Raw genomic sequence first — 17,687 nt, forward strand, 5'->3', positions numbered from 1 at the left:
GGCAACGCGGCCAGCCTTGGGATCACTGGAATTCAGGTTCTTCCACAACCTGGTCTTCCTTGGCGGCCGCGTCAGGACGTGCGCCAATGTTGAAGCCCAAATCGTCGGAGGAAGTAGACGGATCGTCGTCCTCGTCCTTCATGTCGATGGCCACGCCTTCGGCGTTGAGCACTTCGACGTTCAGCGACAGGGACTGCATTTCCTTAAGCAGCACCTTGAAGGATTCCGGAATGCCTGCCGGCGGCAGGTTGTCGCCCTTCACGATGGCGCCGTAGACACGCACGCGGCCGTCGACGTCATCGGACTTGGTGGTCATCATTTCATGCAGCGTGTAGGCGGCGCCATAGGCCTCGAGGGCCCACACTTCCATCTCGCCGAAACGCTGGCCACCGAACTGAGCCTTACCGCCCAACGGCTGCTGGGTGATCATGGAGTACGGGCCAGTGGAACGCGCGTGGATCTTGTCGTCGACCAGGTGGTGCAGCTTCAGCATGTACATGTAGCCAACGGAGATCGGCTTCGGATACGGTTCGCCGGTACGGCCGTCGAACAGCACAGCCTTGCCGTCGTCGCCGACCAGCTTGTTGCCGTCACGATCCGGAAGGGTGCAGGACAGCAGGCCCTTGATGGTTTCCGGACGAACGCCGTCGAACACCGGAGTTGCCACCGGAGTGCCCGGCTCGCCCTTTTCGGCGCCCTGCGGAATGTACTTCTTCCAAGCGGCTTCGGCATCCGGATCAAGGGAGATGTCCCAGCCGGCGTGCGCGATCCAGCCCAAGTGCAGTTCCAGCACCTGGCCAAGGTTCATTCGAGAAGGCACGCCCAGCGGGTTCAGCATGATGTCGACCGGAGTACCGTCGGCAAGGAACGGCATATCCTCTTCCGGCAGAATGCGGGAGATAACACCCTTGTTGCCGTGGCGGCCAGACAGCTTGTCGCCCTGGGTGATCTTACGATGCTGCGCGATGTAGACGCGGATCATCTGGTTCACGCCGTTCGGCAGCTCGTCGCCGTCTTCCTCGGCATCCTCGCGAGTGATCTCCTTGACGGCGATCACCGTACCGGTTTCGCCGTGAGGCACGCGCAGCGAGGTGTCACGCACCTCGCGGCTCTTCTCGCCGAAGATGGCGCGGAGCAGACGCTCTTCCGGAGTCAGCTCGGTCTCGCCCTTCGGGGTGACCTTGCCCACCAGAATGTCGCCGGCTTCGACCTCGGCACCGATGCGAATGATGCCACGCTCGTCGAGGTTGGCCACCGCGTCCTCGCCGACGTTCGGCAGATCGCGGGTGATCTCTTCGGCACCCAGCTTGGTTTCGCGGGCGTCGATCTCATATTCCTCGATGTGGATGGAGCTCAGGGTGTCGTCCTGCACGAGACGCTGGGAGATGATCACAGCATCCTCGTAGTTGTAGCCGTTCCACGGCATGAAGGCGATGAGCAGGTTCTTGCCCAGTGCCATTTCGCCCTTCTGGGTGGCCGGACCATCGGCAAGCACGGTACCGGCTTCCACACGTTCGCCGTCGTGGATCAGCGGAACCTGGTTGTAGCAGGTGGTCTGGTTGGAACGCAGGAACTTGGCCAGCTTGTAGGAGCTGGTGGTGCCGTCGTCGTTCATCACACGGATGATGTCGGCGGAAACATACGTCACCACACCCGGCTTCTCAGCCAGAATGACATCGCCGGAATCGACGGCCGCACGCCATTCGGCACCGGTGCCCACCAGCGGGCGCTCGGATTCGATCAGCGGCACTGCCTGACGCTGCATGTTGGTACCCATCAGCGCTCGGTGGCCCTCATCGTGCTCCAGGAACGGAATCAGGGAGGCGCCGACGGAAACCATCTGACGCGGGGAAACGTCCATGTAGTCAACGGAGCTGACGGGCACATCGACTGCTTCCTCTTCGCCGACTCGGGCAAGAGCCTGCTTCTTGACGAAGTTGCCGTTCTCGTCGAGTTCCTGGTTGGCCTGTGCGATCACGTGCTCGGCATCGCGGTCTGCGGTCATGTATTCGACCTCGTCGGTCACATGGCCGTTGATGACCTTACGGTACGGGGTCTCGATGAAGCCGAACGGATTGATGCGGCCGAAGGTTGCCAGAGAACCGATAAGACCGATGTTCGGACCTTCAGGAGATTCGATCGGGCACATACGGCCGAAGTGGGACGGGTGCACGTCTCGCACTTCCATGGATGCGCGGTCACGAGACAGACCGCCAGGGCCCAGAGCGGACAGACGACGCTTGTTGGTGACGCCTGCCAACGGGTTGTTCTGATCCATGAACTGCGACAGCTGGGAAGTTCCGAAGAACTCCTTGATGGTGGCGTTCACCGGACGAATGTTGATCAGGGACTGCGGGGTGATGGCCTCCGGATCCTGGGTGGTCATACGTTCGCGGACCACACGCTCCATACGGCTCAGACCGGTACGCAGCTGGTTCTGGATCAGTTCGCCGACCTGGCGGATACGACGGTTGCCGAAATGATCGATATCGTCGACGTCCACGCGCAGATCCACATCCTGGCCGTCACGCTTGCCCGGGAACTTGGTGTCGCCGGCATGCAGGGTGACCAGGTACTTGATGGTGGAGATGATGTCTTCGCGAGACAGGCTGCGATCGTTGACATCCTTTTCCAGACCAAGCTTGCGGTTGATCTTGTAACGGCCAACGCGGGCCAGATCGTAACGCTTGGTGTTGAAGTAGAAGGAATCCAGCAGGTTGCGGCCAGCTTCCGGCGTCGGGGTGTCGGCCGGGCGGATCTTGCGGTACAGATCGGTCAGAGCCTCGTCCTGGGTCTGCACGGTCTCCTTGGCAAGCGCGTCCATAACCAGCGGGTAATCCCTGAACGCATCGGCGATCTCATCCTTGGTCATGCCGATGGCCATGAGGAACACGATGGCGGACTGCTTGCGCTTGCGGTCCACGCGCACGCCAAGCACGTCACGCTTGTCGATCTCGAACTCAAGCCATGCGCCACGGCTCGGGATGATCTTCGCGCCGAAGACTTCCTTGTCGGAAGTGCGATCCTGGCTGCGGTCGAAGTACACGCCCGGAGAACGCACCAGCTGAGACACGATCACTCGCTCGGTACCACCGATGATGAAGGTGCCGTGCGGGGTCTGCAGCGGGAAATCGCCCATGAACACGGTCTGGGACTTGATTTCGCCGGTGTCGCCGTTTTCGAATTCAGCGTTCACATACAGCGGCGCGGAGTAGGTGTAATCCTTCTCCTTGCACTCCTGCACGGTGTGGCGCGGTTCTTCGAAATACGGATCGGAGAAGGTCAGGCTCATGGTCTGAGCGAAGTTCTCGATCGGGGAGATCTCCTGGAAGACCTCATCAAGACCGGAGGTGTGGGGCACGGTGTTGGTGCCGTTCGCCAGATCCTCCTCGACACGCTTCTGCCAGCGCTCGTTGCCGATGAGCCAGTCGAAGCTGTCAGTCTGTACACCCAACAGGTAGGGTACATCAATGGGCTCGCGGATGGAGCCGAAGTTCACACGGTCCGACGCCTTGTGCAGATCAATATCGTGCTGGTCGGCGCGTGCGATGATGGTGGTGGTGTTCGTCGTAGCCTCAGCCAATGGACGTTCCTTATCGCTCGCTAAATCGTTTCGATATGTTTCCCCGGAAGCGCTCCCATTGGCCACCATATGCCTAGTACGCGGGCGCTTCTTCCTTGTCAGCGTGCCCGCTATATGACACGCATGTACGCAAAGTCATGAGAATAACATATCCTATAGATTTTTATTCAATAGTGACGCCGACCGGATCGGACTTCGCTTTGGGATGCCCTTCAATCGAAAGCTGCGCCGAATACACGCCACGATCCACCTTCGGCAGGGTGGATTGATCCTCCACGCATTCCCTGCCAGTACGCGTTCCCGGCCAGGTGATCGTCTGTTTGACCTCGTCGCCCTTCGCCAACAGACGATAGTCGGTGTCAACGGGGCACACATTCGACTTCCAAACCACATCATCGCCCGATTTGATCGTCAACACCACGCTGGAAGCCGACACATCAACCAAGCAACCAACCTTGCTGGAACCGTCATATTTGACGTCCGTAGTGAAATCCATCGAATCGCCCACACCGAAACTTGACGCCGCAGGAGTCAACGAAAGCGCGACATTGGACGCATCGCAATCCGGCACCCCGCTTTTCTTCTCCTTGGTCGGGGACGGCACTTCCTTACGGGAAATCGCATACACGTCCGCATGATGAATCTCACGATTCACCGCGACAATCCCCCTCGACAGGGAGTACAGGCAAAACACCAGAAAAGAAATCAGCACTATCGCAGCGATGCCGACGACGATGCGACGGCGACGAAATATCGCCTGCTGTTTTTTCGAACGTTTCTTGCCGGATTTCGAGGACGTCTTCTGTGCCATGATTTCACAGTCTAGCGTGCGCACATCCAAAGAACGTCGGCATTCTTCCTTTCATACCGGAAGACGCACATCCGCATTCGGCAGGATTTCGATAAGACCATCCTCATCCAACGATGCGATGCACCGATCAAGCTGGATATGGTCATCCCACAGTCGTTCAAGCGACTTGCGATTAAGGGCGGTCGCACCTTCCGGCAGATTGCGCAGCGCATTCAGCACCAGCCCACGCACCTGACGATCCGTACCTTGGAAACGTTGACGCGGCCGCGTGCGACGTTCCCCCAATCCCGGACGACCATTATGCAAAAACACGCAATGTCCCGAAACAGGGCACGCCTCGCACAACGGAGCCTTTGCCGTGCAGACGGTCGCGCCCAATTCCATAACGGACTGATTCCACACCACTGAAGGACGGTCGAACCGTCTGCATTTTGAGGCATCATCCTGCGGCAACATCTGCTTCGCCAACGCACGTTCCGCAGGTCTTGCGGCGCCGCCAAGCGACTCCTCGCCAAGAAAAACCCTCGAAAGCACCCTGCGAATATTCGTATCCACCACCGCGATGCGCTCACCAAACGCGAAACTCATCACCGCGCTGGCCGTATAATCGCCGATACCCGGCAATGCCAGCAACTCATCGTACGTACGCGGCAGCTTGTTATCGTAATCGGAAGCGACCACGCGGGCGCATTCCTGCAATCGCAAGGCGCGTCTCGGATAGCCGAGCCTGCCCCAAGCCGTGATCACATCCGCTTTCGCGGCATCGGCAAGCGCGACCGCATCAGGCCAGCGTTCCATCCAATCGTTCCAATACGGTACCACACGGCTCATCTGCGTCTGCTGGCTCATCACTTCGGAGACAAGCACGCCCCACGCAGTAGTGCGGCCGAAACGCCATGGCAGGTCACGCGCCGAAGCATGCCACCATTCGGCAAGCGCGTCCGCCACAGCTTCGGCGTTTTCAATTTCGGTATTAGGCTCGTTCGTGTCGTTCATCGTACCTATTCTTGCATTCATGACGAACGAAGAGCATACCAATGACGCGCAAGGCGCAACCGCAGAGGAAGCCAAAGTCGAGAAAATGTTCGAATACGGCTACCGCAAGTCGAATTATGGGCCGGACGAACTCGTGACCGACGCGCACGGCAATCCGATTTCCGTGGTCGACGCGATGCTGTCAGCCGAAGACGCGGCCAAAGCCGAAACCTCCACGCCCCACTTGTGCTACTACTCCCCCCGCATTCCGGGCAATACCGGTTCGGCAATCCGCCTGTGCGCGGTGACCGGCACGATCCTGCATTTGGTGGAGCCGCTCGGATTCAATCTGCGCGATACGAAACTGCGCCGTGCCGGACTGGACTACCACGACATGGCCCACGTGGTATTGCACCCGAATTTTGAGAATCTGGTGGAATCCATGCCGAATTCGCGCATCATCGCGTTCACCGCGCACGCCACCAAACTGTATACCGACATCGAATACAAGCCGACTGACATTCTGCTGTTCGGCCCGGAGCCAGGCAATATTCCCGATCCGATGGATATTATGGCCGGTCCGCACGTGGCCGAACAGGTGCGTCTGCCGATGCGTCCAAGCCTGCGTTCCCTGAACCTCACCAACTGCGCATCCATCGCCATCTACGAAGCCTGGCGCCAACTAGGCTTCGCCGGCGGCCAGTAATCCCTCCCCTGCCTGCCAACTTTCGTTTCAATTCATTACCTTATGGATATTGGGGACGCAGTAGGGCGGGATATTCCATTCGTGACACACTCAAGGCCGTTCGGCCAAGCCTACGGTCCCGAACGGAATATCCCGCCCTACTGCTTGCTATGGCACACAAACCAACGTTGTTGCAAACAAAAAGCAAGCGTCAACCTAATCTGATGTGAAGCGCAACATAAGCGGGGAGCCGGCATGTTCTGTTTCAGACCGTAAAGACTTGGCCTGAGCGGCCCGGAGCGTGTCGGGAATAGAATATGCCGGCTCCCCGCGACCTTCCGCAACCAACGCAACCACTGCGAAAGATGCGTAGGGAAGGGAGAAGCTAGTTTTTGAAGCTGTGGATTGGGGCGGGGATGCGGCCGCCTCGGGTCACGAAGGCTTCGCAGCTGGTCTGGTTGACTGGAATGATCGGCGCATAGCCCATCAGGCCGCCGAAGTTGGCCATCTCCCCTACGCCTTTGCCTTCGACCGGAATCACGCGCACGGCCGTGGTTTTCTGGTTGACCATGCCGATCGCAGCCTCGTCGGCGATGATGCCGGAAATGGTGGATGCGGTGGTGTCTCCCGGAATGGCGATCATGTCAAGGCCGACGGAGCATACGCAGGTCATGGCTTCGAGCTTTTCGATCTTCAGGCAGCCGTTGGTTGCCGCGTCGATCATGTTCTTGTCTTCGGAGACGGGGATGAACGCGCCGGAAAGTCCGCCGACGTAGGAGGACGCCATGATGCCGCCCTTCTTCACCTGATCGTTCAGCATGGCGAGCGCTGCGGTGGTGCCCGGTGCGCCAACCTGTTCGAGGCCGATCTTCTCAAGCACTTCGCCGACGGAGTCGCCTACGGCCGGGGTTGGCGCGAGGGAAAGGTCGATGATGCCGAATGGAATGCCGAGGCGACGGGATGCCTCCTGTGCCACCAGCTGGCCGACACGCGTGATCTTGAACGCGGTGCGCTTGATGGTTTCACATAGGAATTCGAAGTTTTTGCCCTTGGCTTCGTCGAGCGCGCGGGAAACCACGCCGGGGCCGGAAACGCCGACGTTGATGACCGCATCGCCTTCGGTTACGCCATGGAAGCCGCCTGCCATGAACGGGTTGTCGTCGGGGGCATTGCAGAATGCCACGAATTTCACGCATCCGTATGAATCGTTATCTGCGGTGGCGTGCGCGATGTCTTTGATGATGTGGCCGAGCAGTTCGACGGAGTTCATGTCGATACCGGTTTTGGTGGATCCCACGTTGACGGACGAGCAGACGATGTCGGTTTCGCTCAGCGCTTTCGGCAGGGAGCGGATGAGCAGCTCTTCGGCGGGGGTCATGGACTTGGATACGAGCGCGGAGTAGCCGCCGATCAGGTCGACGCCGACCTTCTTCGCCGCATGGTCAAGCGCATGCGCGATTTTCACGAAATCGTCCGACGTTTTACACGAGCTTGCGCCGACCAGGGAAATCGGGGTGACGGTGATGCGCTTATTGACGATCGGAATGCCGTAGTCGCGTTCGATGGCTTTGCCGGTGGATACGAGATCCTTGGCGTACGTAGTGATTTTGTTGTAGATGTTGTCGCAGACTTCGTCGACGCTGTCGGCCGCGCAGTCCAGCAGGCTGATGCCCATGGTGATGGTGCGCACGTCGAGCTTCTCCTGCTCGATCATCTGGTTGGTCTCGTGGACCTCCATGATATTCAGCATGGTTTTTCCTTACGATTAGTACGATTCGTGGCTTCGATTACTTGCGTGGCTCACGTATGCCGCGGATCAGACGCGGTGCATCTTGGTAAAGATCTCCTCGCGCTGGCAGCGGATGCGCACGCCGATCTCCTCGCCAAGCTTGTCGAGATCGTCCACGACCTCGCCGAATTCCTTGTCGGCGTTGGAATAATCCACAATCATCATCATGTTGAAGAAACCGTCGATGATGGTCTGGGAAATGTCAAGCACGTTGACCTGATGTTCGGAAAGGTATGTGCAGACGCGTGCGATGATGCCGACAGTATCCTGACCGACGACGGTGATGATTGCCTTGTTCATGGAACTCCCTAAACGTTAGGTGCGAATATCCAGTTGCCGTCTCGGCGAATTGCCGGACGTGCCCTCAAGTATAGGGAAGGCACGTGCCAAAACACGTGCCTTCCACCTATTTGCCTTACATACTGAGATGACTGCCGGTTACCACCTGCCGCTGTAGCAGCTGTATGTCACCGCCAGATGCCGTCGAGCACACGCACATCCACGCAATCGACCTTGCCGTCGGCAACAAAACGGAACTCGCCATCGCCGTCCGCGCCTTGGAACAGCATGCTGCCGGCCGCTTCGCCGTTGTTAAGGAAGACTTCCACCACATTGCGGTCGAAGAAGATTTCGACGCGACGCACGTCGGTGATGCCGCTATCGAAATCAACGTTGTCCACGACTGTTCCCTTCGTGACCAGTCGGGTCACGCCGTTGCGACGCTGCAGCTGCAATTCCATCGAATTACCATTGGCGGGATTGGTACCGGTCGCGATGAGCATTGTGAAATCGTTATCGTCGGCCAGATGCATGTCCGTGTAATACGCGTTGTTCGGCACAATGAAGAAGGTCCCGTTTTCGTCTGCATGAGCTTCCAAACGATCGCCTAGCAGCTGCTCGTACGCTTCCTTGACAGGACGGCTGGTCAGGCGGCCGTCGCGCACGTGCAGTTCACGTGGTAGCGACATCATACCGTTGGCAATGCACGGCTTTTCCACGCGCATCGCGGGAAAGTCGGTATACCAGCCGAACACGATACGACGGCCGTCGTCGTCGGCAAAGCTTTGCGTGGCGTAGTAGCCGGTACCGAAATCGCACCAATCGCTGTTCCCTACCTGCAAACGTGGGCCATCGGCGGTGTCCTTGAGATCACCAACATACCAACGCACCTGCTGGAAACGACCTTGCTTGTCGCGGTAGTGCATCAACGCTCCGATGGCGACCGTCTTTCCGTCGAGCTGGAACAGGTCAGGACATTCGTAAGTACGCGACAGCTGGTGGCCGAAGTCGGCGAGCACCGGTCCTTCATATTGCCATGTCACGTTGCGTTTGAGCGGTTTTTTCGCGGAGAAGAGCGCCATGGAAGGCACCGTATCCATATTGGGCTTGTCGGTGCCGGGCCTGCCTTGCGGGCCACATGTGAACCAGCCGTCTGTGCCCTGGACGCTGATGCCGGGCGCCGCGGAGGACACGGCACCGGCAGCGAATTCGGCGACCGGTAGATTCGTGGCGGTCACCATGTAAGCGCGTTCCGGATTGATCGCCTCGCCGGACATTCCGGTTTCCACCTTCGGATCGCGGAAATCGAAGCCGAAACCATCGTTAACGCGCAACGCGACCGGAGATTCGACACTCGCATGCACGCCATCCTCACACAAGCATGTGGTCTGATATTCAGTGACGGACGATTCGTCTCCGCGAGTCTCCAAGTGCCGGGTTAGATACAGGCGAATGGCGGCCGCATCATCACCCTTGCAGGGATTGTCATACGCATCCACCGTCACCGCGGATCCGGAGAATGCGCCACCGACGATGCGTTCGTCGATGTGCAGCTCCAGCTGTGGTTCGAGGAAGATTGGCAGATGCGTCCAATGCACCAGATCGCGGCTTACCGCATGGCCCCAGTGCATATTGTCCCAGCCAAAACCATACGGATTGAATTGGTAGAACAGATGGTAGCGTCCTTGGAAACGACACAGGCCGTTAGGATCGTTCATCCAGCGAGCGAATGGTTCGAAATGCGCTGCAGGGCGAGCGAAACGATCATAGATCTGACCCAGCGTCGGCTGAGCATCCCATTCATTGTCGTACGGATTCATGCTGATGAAACGCACGCCTTCATCAAGAAGATTCTCACACTCGGACAAGTACGCGAACCGCACGGTCAGTTGGCGCGCACTCACCGTGATACACACGTTTGTCGGCACCGGAATCAAGAAACGGTGTCGACGCTCGGCCACCGGCATGGCATGGCTGGCGATTTGATGGCCGTCCCCGTCGGTAATGGTGACGGCAGCGTCATCGCCGCATCTTTCGGCGAACAATTCCAGCAGACGGTAGCCGCCGGTTTCGATGGCAACGGAATAGTTGTCAGGCATAATGATCTCCTCCAAAGCGTCACATGATCAGATATCACGTGACTACGCATTGAAAAACTGATAATTGGAAAAACCAAATATGGAAAAAGGGAAACACCCGTCACAACACGATGGAATCGCGTTCGATGATGCGACAGCGCAATGCCGTTTTGCCACCATCTCGTTGTCTCTGCACCGCCATGCCATGATCGGATTTGAGATCTGCTACGGCCTTATCGCCGTCAAGCATGGCAACCAGTTGTCGAATCGCTTCGAAACCCATTTCATAATGGGGCAATTCCAGCGTGGTCAGGGATGGTTTGATCACATCAGTGATGAACGGCTGATTGTCGATGCTGATCACCGACACGTCGGTTCCGATGCGCACTCCGCGTTCTCGCGCGGCTTCGTAGATGAAGGTGGCGCGCACATCGTTGAAACAGAAGATGCCGTCCGGCTTGATTTCGTCGAACACCCGCGCCGCCTCAGCGGCAGCGTTGGTCATCTCCAATACATTGACGACCAACGCCTCATTGAATGCAATGCCAGCTTCCGCAAGTGCACGCCGATAACCAGACAGACGCTCCTTCTGCGCGATAACGGTGGTTGCGGAACCGTAGTAAACGATGCGTCGGCATCCGGCTTGAATCAGACGGTTGGTGGCGTCGTACCCGGCCATCTCATCATCAGGATAGATTGAAGGAACCTTTCCCGCGGCATCCTCACTGTCTACCACCACGGTCAGGCTGCCTTCCAAGGCCTCAGGAATATCCACTTTTCGGTGATACATCATGGCGTATAGGAAGCCGTCCACATTGTATCGGCGTAGGGCGGATATCTCTTGGTCTTCAAGTTCGGCATCGTTGTTGGTGTTTGCGGTGAGCAGAATGTAGCCAAGCTCGCGCGCGGCGTCCTGTGCCCCTTGGAGTACCCGCACCGCATACGGGGTCGTGGCTATCTCATCGGTGACGAATCCCAGAGTATTGGATTTGTTGGTGCGTAGGGTGCGCGCCACGGAATTAGGCTTGTACCCCATGTTCGCGGCGGTCGCGCGGATTTTCTGCGCAACCGCCTTGCTGACGCGATTGTGATCCTTGTTGTTCATGACCAAAGACACGGTGCATACGGAAACGCCCGCTTCCTTAGCTATGTCTTTGATGGATACCAATCGTTTGGACCTGTTCACTCGTTGACTTACTGACGACTGTACCATCTTATCACCCCCTTTTTTACGAACATGTCATGACGTCTGGTTTCGGGCGCAGCCCGTGCTCTGTTCCATGCGATCATGAATGTCCATTCCAGGCAGACGTCCGAACGAATAAATAATCCATGACGTGCAGAACATCGGCAGCGACAAACCGAACACCATGAGAATTCCAGGCCATTGCACCCATACAAGCACGGTGAGGATCAGCAGTCCGACCTGCAGAAGGCTGCATAACGGACGTGCCACAATCATCGCCAGTGTTGTACGAACAATCCAGGCGGGACGCTCTTCATAGTTCGCGCGTACCACCCAAACCAAGGACGAGAACACTGCCAAAACTACGATGATGAGCAGCAGCACGCCGGAAACCATGATGTCGAAATCGCCGCGAGCATGCCAGTTCATCACGTAGTAGTCGACGATGACCACGGCCCAGAGAATAATCAAAGGCCAACCGAAAAGATTCGCACTCTTGACTTCGCTTTTCCAGAAGCCGTGGAACGTCGTCCAAACCTCCTTGGCCCGCATTGAACGGTCCTCAGAAAGCACCCACGCGCGGAACGTAGCCTGCGCAGCCGCGAACGAGGGGAAAACTCCCAGCACGACGGCTCCCATCAGAGTGTGCGCGAGTATGGCCACGTTGACCACGAAAATCGCGACTAGCAGACGGCAGAACTGCTCGTAGGCCACAGAGAAGCGGGCAAGCATAGCGAATCCTTTCTATCAGCTGGCTTTTAGATTGGTTGTCTCTTGTCGGATTGCGTTTGACTCAACCCTTGACCGCGCCGAGCATCACACCCTTGTTGAAGTACTTCTGCAAGAACGGATAGAGCACAAGCAGAGGCAGGGTAGAGACGATGATGATGCCGAACTTGATCTGATCGGCGGCCTGCTGCTGCGCAGCCGCGTTGACATTGGTTCCAGTCCCCTGCGCCACCAGCAGCAACTGCTGCAACACCACCTGCAATGGCTGCTTCTTGTCGTCGGTGATGTAGATAAGGCCCGTCATGAAGTCGTTCCAGTGGCCGACAAAGTAGTACAGACCAATTACAGCCAGAATCGCAGAGCTCAACGGCAGCACAATCTTGAAGAAGTAGCCAAAATAGCTCAGCCCGTCGATCTGGGCCGCATCGAAGAGCTCTTCGGGGATAGAGGTTTCGAAGAAGGAACGGGCCACGATCACGTTGTATACGGAAACCGCGCCAGGCAGTATGAACACCCACATGCTGTTGTTGATGCCGAGGCTCTTGTACAGCAGGTAGTTCGGAATCAGGCCGCCGGCGATGAACATGGTCACGGTGAACAGGAACATGATCACGCGTCGCGGCTTGAACTCGCGACGGGATAGCGCGAAAGCGCAGGGAATGGTCACTGCCATGTTAACCGCGGTGCCGACCACCGAATAGATGATGGTGTTGAGATAACCCTGCCAGATGCGCTGGTTGGCGAACACCTTAGCATAGCCAGCGAAGGTCACACCCTTGGGTAGCAGCAGCACTTCACCGCCGGCCACGGCGTTCGGATTTGAAAATGATGCGATGACCACGAACCACAGCGGGTAGAGCACCGCCACAATGGTCAGGAGCAGTAGCACATTGATGACGCCCGACACCGCCAGGTCACCCGGCTTCTGCTTCTGACGCACGTGCTTGTTCCAGGGAATGTCGTTCTTGTTCTGGGTAACAGCCTCAATTGTTGCAGACATGATAAAACCCTTCTAGAAAATGCTCGTATCGGAAACGCGCTTGGCGATTGCATTCGCGGTGATCAGGAAGATGAAGTTGACCAAGGTGTTGAACAGGCCGATTGCCGTCGAATACGAGTATTGGCCATTGATAATACCGATTTTGTAGGTGTATGTGGCGATGACTTCGGTGGCCGGCATGTTCAGCGAGTTCTGCATCAGATAGATCTTGTCGAAGCCCACGTTGAGTACGGAGCCCATGTTCATGATGAGCAGGATCGCACACGTCGGCATGATCGCAGGAATATCGACGTAGCGAATCAGCTGCAGACGGCCTGCACCATCGATCTTCGCCGCCTCGTACAGCGATGTGTTCACACCGGCGAGCGCAGCCAGGTAGATGATGGAGTTCCAACCAACATGCTGCCAGACTTCAGAAATCCAATAGACCGCGGTGATGGCGCTGGTGGAACCCATCAGTGATTCTTCACCGAAGAAGCGACCGAGAATGCCGGTACCAGGAGTCAGGAAGATGTTGAGCATGGAGACGATGACCACCACGGAGATGAAATGTGGCATGTAGGTAATCGTTTGCACGAAACCCTTGATTTTCTTAGAACCGATCTGATTGATCAGCAAGGCTAGAATAATCGGGAAGATGAAGCCCATAACCAGTGTCCACAAGGAAATGCGGATGGTGTTGGTCATAATCTCGCCAAACAGCGGGTTGTGGAAGAATTCCAGGAAGTATTTAAAGCCGACGAATTTGCCGCCGGTCAGGCCTTTGGTCGGATCGAACTCGCGGAAGGCGAGCTGGATGCCCCACATCGGCACGTAGGAGAACAGTCCCACGAAGAACAATGCCGGAGCGGAAAGAATCCACAACTGCCAGTAGCGACGTAAATGGTCGGCGATGCGATCGAGCAGACCTGGTTTCTTGCGGTCGGGAGCCGCTTCCATCGCCACGGTCCGTGCAGCAACGCCTTGCGATGTTTGTGCACTCATGTTGGTCTCCAATTTAGGATGATTGCTAGGGAACAAAAGTGCGGGGTCCGGCGGTAGTCATGGGAGAGAAACGAACCCATGCGATGGACCCCGCGGTATTGCTTGGCTACTTGGTGTACTTGTCGTACCACTTCTGCCAAATCTTGATGTTGGCGTCGAGGCCGAGGGTCGGTTCGGACACCTTCTTCACGTAGGCGTCCCATTCCTTGTCGATGCCGCCCTTCTGGACCCATTTCGCGATCTGGTTGTTCGCGTAGTTGGAGATGGCGGTGTTGTTGTTCTGCAGGGTGTTGGAGTCCTCGGTATTCGGGCGCACGTAGATCGGGATGACGTCCTTGACGCCGTCGACACGGCTGCGTGCCTCGCGGATGGCCTGGTCGGAGGCGGTGACCTGGTCAGCGTTGGTGTCGTTGACCATCTTCACGTCGTCGCGGATCCAGCCGCCGAAGCGGTCCTGCAGGGCGATGGCACGGGTGTCGGGATACTCGGCGTAAGCCTTCTTCTTGTCGATGGTGTACTGGTGATTGCCATCATCGGAGACGATATCCGGGATGGAACCGAAGAAACCGGCCACGGAAAGCTTCTCGCCATACATGGCGTTGATGACCTTGTAAATGGCGTCCTGGTTAGCGGCGTTCGGGTTGACGGTCAGGCCGGAACCGGAGTAGGCCCAGCGGCAGGCTTCCTGGGAATAATCCCACTTGACCTGGGAGTCGGGCGTGGAGGCGTCCTTCTTCAGCGGCGGCAGGGTGACGTACTGGTCGCCGAGCTTGTCGCCGTATTCGGCGTAGTTGGACCAGCCGAAGGAGACGCCGGTCAGCGCGGTCTTGCCGTCACTGACGGTCTGCGAAGTGTATTGCGAGGCGTCGCGGGTGAGCACATCCTTCGGGACAAGGCCCTTGGCCATGAGTCCGTGCAGGTAGGAGACGACGTCCTTGAGCGCGTCGGAGGTGTAGTAGCTCTTGACCTTGCCGTTGTCCACGTAGTAGCCCTGTTCGGAAGCGCCGCCGCCCATGAAGGCGGTTACCACACCTTCGGAGTTCATCAGAGTCAGCGGGCTCCACAGACCGAAGCCCAAGCTGCGGATGTTCATCGGAACCTCATCGGCCTTGCCGTTACCGTTCGGATCCTGGGTCTTGAAGGCTTCAAGCACGTTCTCGAGCTCGCCCCAAGTGGTCGGCATCTCGAGGCCGAGCTTGTCAAGCCAGGTCTTGTTGATGAACATGTGGGTGCCGGAGACCTCGTAACCCTTGCCACGATCGGACGGCAGCATGGCGATTTTGGTTCCGTCAGTCACATACTTCGCGGCACCCGGCTGGGCCTTGAGGAACTTCTTGGCGTTCGGCATCTTGTCCAGATGAGGCTTCAGATCCTCGAAATAGGTGCTGTACTTAGCCGCATCCACCATGCTGAACAAGCTCAAGCCGATGTCCGGGAATTCACCGGCGGCCATCTTGGCGCTCTTCTGCTGGCCCCACGCGTTGTCGGAGACTTCCTGCCATTTGATGGTGCAGTCGCAGGCGGCTTCCAGATCCTTGGTGTACTGGGTGTCCTGCATCGGATGATCAGTCACGTTGCGACGAACCAGAATGTTGACGATTGGCTTGCCGTTCTCGTCTGTGGTGGCCTGCTTGTTGCCGCAGGCGGCAAACGTCGTGACCATAGTCGCGACTGCAGCTATTGATGCCAACAGGCGAACACTTCTTCGTGCCATGATTAGGCTCCTTCTTCCTTGATGTTTCCTCCTCGTACCGATGTAAGACGCACCGGTACGACCCCGTCAGCCACTTGCTTTGTGGTTGTTTCTTTGCGGTGGTTAACACTATAAATCATTAATCGTTTAATGTCAAACGTTAATCGTTTATTTCAATAGTTAACGTTCTCATCGATCAGACCAACCAGCGCCGCAAACGTAAACTTCGGCTCCATACTGCCGTCCTTGCAGAACACCGGAATCACCCACATCGCGACACGCCGTTAATCGTATAACGTATCGTTTTTCATCAAATACGCGTACAACCCGTCCGTTGTACGCGCAAAAGCGTAGCCGAACAGGACGGCCGCCGAGGCGACAGTCGCTACTTACGAAAGCCGCATTCCTCCTTCAGGAAGAAGGAGAGCACGAGTACGCTCACAGACAGCACCAAACCAAATACGTAGCTGCACCCGGGAGCCGGAGATGAAGCATTCGGCATCGTGCCTGCTGGCCATCGTCGTGAGATAGCTGTGCACCCATCTGGTCCACAGTAAATCATGAAAAACGCGCGTTGGCGCACGTCCTTTTCATGGACGTGCGCCAACGCGCGTTTTTGCATCAGCTTCTGCGATCAGGCCTCACGGCTCGCGGAAGCCGCAGCGAACGCCGGCAAGGCGCGAGGTGCGTTGAAACCTTCCTTTTCGAAGCGGTCAGCAATCTTCTGTGCGATCTCGTGCCCCTGGCCCTTATCCACCAGGGCGATGATGGAGCCACCAAAGCCGCCGCCGGTCATACGCGCACCATACGCACCGTTGGCACGGGCCACGTCCACGGCAATATCCAACTCGGGCACAGTCACTTCATAATCCGCAGCGAGCGAATCATGAGACGCGTTGAACAGTCGGCCGGCCTCGTCGATCTTGCCGTTGGCGAAGGCACGCACGAAGGAGTTGACACGGGCGATTTCGGTGATGACGTGGCGCACGCGCTTCTTCATCGTGTCGTCTTCCAGCTTGTCGAGCGTTTCCTTGAGCGCCTGGAACGGATCGTCGGACTTGGCGATGCTGTCGGCGACCACACGCAGGTTGGCCACGCCGAGGATTTCGGCGGCCTTCTCGCAAGTGGCGCGACGCTGGGCATACTGTCCGTCGTTGAGCTGGTGCGGAGCCTGAGTGTCAAGCACCAGCAGTTCCAGACCGTACTTGTCGAGATCGAATTCCTGCTGGGAGACGTTCTCCAGCGGGCTCAGCTCTGGACGGCAATCAAGACGCAACGCATGGCCGAAAGTGCAGCGCATGGATGCGTTCTGATCGAGCCCACCGGTGGACGCGCCCGCCATGTCGTTTTCCGACTTGATGGCGGCGTTGATCAGCGTCACACGACCGGCATCGGATGCGCCATAACCCAAACCGTACACGTCATCCAACGCCAAGGCGGTGGAGCAGGTCATGGCTGCGGAGGAGCTCAGACCGGATCCGAGCGGCACGCAGGAGGAGAATGCCGCATCGAAGCCCTGCACCGCATCGAAGCCGGCTTCGCGCAATGCCCAGGCAACGCCTACCGGGTAGGCGGCCCAGCCTTCCACGCCACCGGCCTGCAGACCGTCGAGGTCGGCTTCGGTAACGTTTTCGGAGTCAACGTCGGAAACCACGCGCACCTTGGTGTCTTCACGCGGCTTGAGCGCGATGAACGTGCGGTGCGGCAGTGCGATCGGCAGGCACAGGCCCGCGTTGTAGTCGGTGTGTTCGCCGATCAGGTTCACACGGCCCGGTGCGGCCCATACGCCAGCCGGCTCCTCACCGTAGGTGGCACGGAACAGATCGGTCGCGTTCTTCACACCCTCGTCGTGCGAGAGCGGCTCAATGAATTCAACAGCAGTCATTGGTGTTTTG

13 protein-coding genes are annotated in these 17,687 nt (G+C 57.7%); 1 reads left to right on the forward strand and 12 read right to left on the reverse strand.

The features are described from left to right. Positions 1-22: 22 nt before the first annotated feature. The 3 genes from rpoB to KSY55_RS07465 form a co-directional block, all read right to left on the reverse strand. Positions 23-3,583 carry a DNA-directed RNA polymerase subunit beta gene (gene rpoB / locus KSY55_RS07455; RefSeq protein ID WP_034879555.1) on the reverse strand — a complete coding sequence of 1,187 codons (3,561 nt, stop codon included), beginning with the start codon at positions 3,581-3,583 and terminating at the stop codon, positions 23-25. 163 nt (positions 3,584-3,746) lie between these two features. Beyond that, a complete protein-coding gene (locus KSY55_RS07460; RefSeq protein WP_217749664.1) occupies positions 3,747-4,394 on the reverse strand; it encodes a hypothetical protein in 648 nt (215 codons plus the stop codon). Positions 4,395-4,445: 51 nt separating this feature from the next. Continuing rightward, positions 4,446-5,390: an A/G-specific adenine glycosylase gene (locus KSY55_RS07465; protein ID WP_022244854.1), complete on the reverse strand. Its 945-nt coding sequence runs from the start codon at positions 5,388-5,390 to the stop codon at positions 4,446-4,448. A gap of 19 nt (positions 5,391-5,409) precedes the next feature. On the opposite strand from KSY55_RS07465, the gene KSY55_RS07470 reads away from it, so the two are divergent. Further along, positions 5,410-6,075 carry a tRNA (cytidine(34)-2'-O)-methyltransferase gene (locus KSY55_RS07470; protein WP_004221334.1) on the forward strand — a complete coding sequence of 222 codons (666 nt, stop codon included), beginning with the start codon at positions 5,410-5,412 and terminating at the stop codon, positions 6,073-6,075. Between the two features lie 364 nt (positions 6,076-6,439). On the opposite strand, the gene KSY55_RS07475 is transcribed toward KSY55_RS07470, so the two are convergent. The 9 genes from KSY55_RS07475 to galK all read right to left on the reverse strand — a co-directional run bounded on the left by KSY55_RS07475 (position 6,440) and on the right by galK (position 17,677). Continuing rightward, positions 6,440-7,804 carry a PFL family protein gene (locus KSY55_RS07475; RefSeq protein WP_055063821.1) on the reverse strand — a complete coding sequence of 455 codons (1,365 nt, stop codon included), beginning with the start codon at positions 7,802-7,804 and terminating at the stop codon, positions 6,440-6,442. A gap of 66 nt (positions 7,805-7,870) precedes the next feature. Further along, positions 7,871-8,143 (reverse strand): ACT domain-containing protein, encoded by a 273-nt coding sequence (locus KSY55_RS07480; RefSeq protein WP_034879504.1) that lies wholly within the window; start codon positions 8,141-8,143, stop codon positions 7,871-7,873. A gap of 167 nt (positions 8,144-8,310) precedes the next feature. Beyond that, entirely contained in the window at positions 8,311-10,221 is a 1,911-nt protein-coding gene (locus KSY55_RS07485; protein WP_065439741.1) for a GH32 C-terminal domain-containing protein, read from the reverse strand. Positions 10,222-10,321: 100 nt separating this feature from the next. Continuing rightward, positions 10,322-11,413 (reverse strand): LacI family DNA-binding transcriptional regulator, encoded by a 1,092-nt coding sequence (locus tag KSY55_RS07490; protein ID WP_117612318.1) that lies wholly within the window; start codon positions 11,411-11,413, stop codon positions 10,322-10,324. Positions 11,414-11,440: 27 nt separating this feature from the next. After that, a complete protein-coding gene (locus tag KSY55_RS07495) occupies positions 11,441-12,118 on the reverse strand; it encodes a YesL family protein (protein WP_065439743.1) in 678 nt (225 codons plus the stop codon). A gap of 61 nt (positions 12,119-12,179) precedes the next feature. Then, a complete protein-coding gene (locus tag KSY55_RS07500; RefSeq protein WP_039199151.1) occupies positions 12,180-13,115 on the reverse strand; it encodes a carbohydrate ABC transporter permease in 936 nt (311 codons plus the stop codon). 12 nt (positions 13,116-13,127) lie between these two features. Beyond that, positions 13,128-14,099 (reverse strand): sugar ABC transporter permease, encoded by a 972-nt coding sequence (locus KSY55_RS07505; protein WP_081291206.1) that lies wholly within the window; start codon positions 14,097-14,099, stop codon positions 13,128-13,130. A 106-nt stretch (positions 14,100-14,205) separates the two neighbouring features. Next, complete coding sequence (locus KSY55_RS07510; RefSeq protein ID WP_065439745.1) at positions 14,206-15,813, reverse strand: extracellular solute-binding protein; 1,608 nt, start codon at positions 15,811-15,813, stop codon at positions 14,206-14,208. Positions 15,814-16,426: 613 nt separating this feature from the next. Continuing rightward, the gene (gene galK, locus KSY55_RS07515; RefSeq protein WP_004221309.1) at positions 16,427-17,677 is read right to left on the reverse strand and encodes a galactokinase; all 1,251 of its coding nucleotides are present in this window, start codon (positions 17,675-17,677) and stop codon (positions 16,427-16,429) included. Positions 17,678-17,687: the final 10 nt, after the last annotated feature.

The sequence above is a fragment of the Bifidobacterium sp. MSK.13.1 genome, from assembly GCF_019131435.1.
GTDB lineage: Bacteria > Actinomycetota > Actinomycetes > Actinomycetales > Bifidobacteriaceae > Bifidobacterium > Bifidobacterium pseudocatenulatum.